The organism is bacterium (assembly GCA_021372775.1).
Lineage (GTDB): Bacteria > Acidobacteriota > Polarisedimenticolia > J045 > J045 > JAJFTU01.
The window spans coordinates 1-2,105 of sequence record JAJFTU010000135.1 but is presented as its reverse complement, the minus strand read 5'-3'; the positions used below and the strand labels follow the sequence as shown (position 1 = coordinate 2,105).

3 protein-coding genes are annotated in these 2,105 nt (G+C 71.3%); all 3 read right to left on the bottom strand.

Translation table 11 applies throughout. The features are described 5' to 3' along the window. Positions 1 to 666, bottom strand: a 666-nt coding sequence (locus LLG88_04455; protein ID MCE5246158.1) for a Rho termination factor N-terminal domain-containing protein, incomplete at its 3' end; no start/stop codon positions are given. Then, on the bottom strand, positions 663 to 1,298 hold the full coding sequence (gene yihA / locus LLG88_04450; GenBank protein MCE5246157.1) for a ribosome biogenesis GTP-binding protein YihA/YsxC: 636 nt from the start codon (positions 1,296 to 1,298) through the stop codon (positions 663 to 665). The genes LLG88_04455 and yihA, both read right to left, overlap by 4 nt. Before the next feature lie 83 nt (positions 1,299 to 1,381). After that, the coding region (locus LLG88_04445; protein MCE5246156.1) for an endopeptidase La at positions 1,382 to 2,105 on the bottom strand (724 nt) is incomplete at its 5' end.

Sequence of the window (2,105 nt, the reverse complement as noted above, 5' to 3'; positions counted from 1 at the left end):
GCCGCGCACCGTGCGCTGCATGTCGGTGACTTCCTCCGGCCGCTCGTCGATCAGCAGGACCATCAGCGTGACGTCGGGGTGGTTCTCGGCGACCGCGTGCGCGATCGTCTGGAGGAACATCGTCTTGCCGGTGCGCGGCGGGGCGACGATCAGCCCGCGCTGCCCCATGCCGATCGGCGCGAGGAGATCGATCACCCGCCCGGAGAGGTTGTCGCGCGTCGTTTCCATCCGCAGCGCGACGTCCGGGTGCCACGGCGTCAGTTCCTCGAACTTCTTCTTCCGCAGCACCGAGGCCGCCGGGATGTCGTGGATCTCCTCCACCTCCATCATCGCGAAGTACTTCTCGGCGCGGCGCGGCTGGCGCAGCGGCCCGGAGAGGACGTCCCCGGTCTCGAGGTGATGGCGGCGCACCAAGTCGGCCGACACGTAGATGTCGTCCGGACCGGGCAGGTAGGAGTGCTCCGGCGAGCGCAGGAAGCCGTACCCCTCGGGCAGCAGCTCGAGCACGCCGCGCGAGACGACCGTCTCCCCCTTGCGCAGCGAGTCGGCGACGATCCGGTGCAGCAGCTCCTGGCGGCGCGCCTGCGACACGCCCTCGACCCCGTGCGAACGGGCCATGCGGATCAAGCGCCCGATGCTGAGCGCCTTCAGTTCCTGGACTTTCATCGCCCTTCCTCTTCGGCTTCGATCTCGACGGGCCGCTGAGGCTTGCGGGGCGGGGAGACGAACGCGTCGACGACGACCCTCGACAGTTCGCGCATGCCGACGCCGGTCATCGCCGAGGTCACGAGGACCGGCGTCTCCGGCGGCAGGTCGAGCACCTGCGGCGCGCGCTGGATCATCAGGTTGATCTGGTTGTTCGAGACCTTGTCCGACTTCGTCAGGCAGAGCACGGTCGGGATCCGCCGCAGGACGAGCATGTCGGCCAGCGTGCGGTCGAGATCGGTCGGATCGTGGCGCACGTCCACGAGCTGCACGGCGAGCCGCAGCGGACCGCGGTCGGAGAAGTAGCTCTCCATCAGCGTGCCCCACGACTTCCGCACCGCCTCGGGGACCTTCGCGTAGCCGAAGCCCGGCAGGTCCACGAGGTAGAAGCGGTCGTCGAGCATGTAGAAGTGGATCTCGCGCGTCCGGCCGGGGGTGTTGCTGACCCGGGCCATCCCCTTGCGGTTGATCAGGCGGTTGATCAGGCTCGACTTGCCCACGTTGGAGCGGCCGAGCACGCAGACCTCCGGCCTGCTGTCGCGCGGGAACTGCGCCGGACCGGCGGCGACCCACGCCAGCCGTACATCGTTCACCTTCATAGAACCACCACGCCCAGTACCGAGGGCAAGCGAAACAGAGTCCGCGCCTGTCGCGGCGCGGCGGGAGCCTCAGCGCGTCACTGAGGCCTCTCCGCGGCTTCCCCCGCCGCGCCCAACGGCGCGGCGACGGCCCGCGGAGGCCGTTCCAAGGCCAGGGAGAGGACTTCGTCCACGCGGTCCACCAGGACGACGTTCAGCTCCGCGGCCACGTCCGGCGGAAGCTCCGCCAGATCCTGTTCATTGTCGCGCGGAATCAGCACGGTGCGAATCCCCGTGCGGTGCGCGGCGAGCAGTTTCTCCTTCACGCCGCCGACGGGGAGCACCCGCCCCCGCAGCGTGATCTCGCCGGTCATCGCCACGTCGGCGCGGGCCGGGATGCCGGAGAGGATCGAGACCAGCGCCACGGCCATCGCCACGCCGGCCGAGGGGCCGTCCTTGGGGATCGCCCCCGCCGGCACGTGGATGTGCAGGTCGCGCGTCGATTCGAGGTCCGGCGGCAGGCCGAACTCCGCGGCGCGGGCGCGGACGTAGGTCAGCGCGGCGCGGGCCGATTCCTGCATCACCTCGCCCAGCTGTCCCGTGACCGTCAGCCGCCCCTTCCCCGGGACGACCGCCGCCTCCGGCGTCAGGACCTCGCCGCCGTAGGCCGTCCAGGCGAGGCCGGTGGCCACGCCGACCTCGGCGCGCGAGCGGGCCTCCGGGCCGCGGAAGCGCGGCACGCCGAGCAGCGAGGCGAGGTCCTCCGGCGCGACCTCGCGCGCCCCGGACCATTCGCCGTCCACGAGTTGGCGCGCCAGCCGG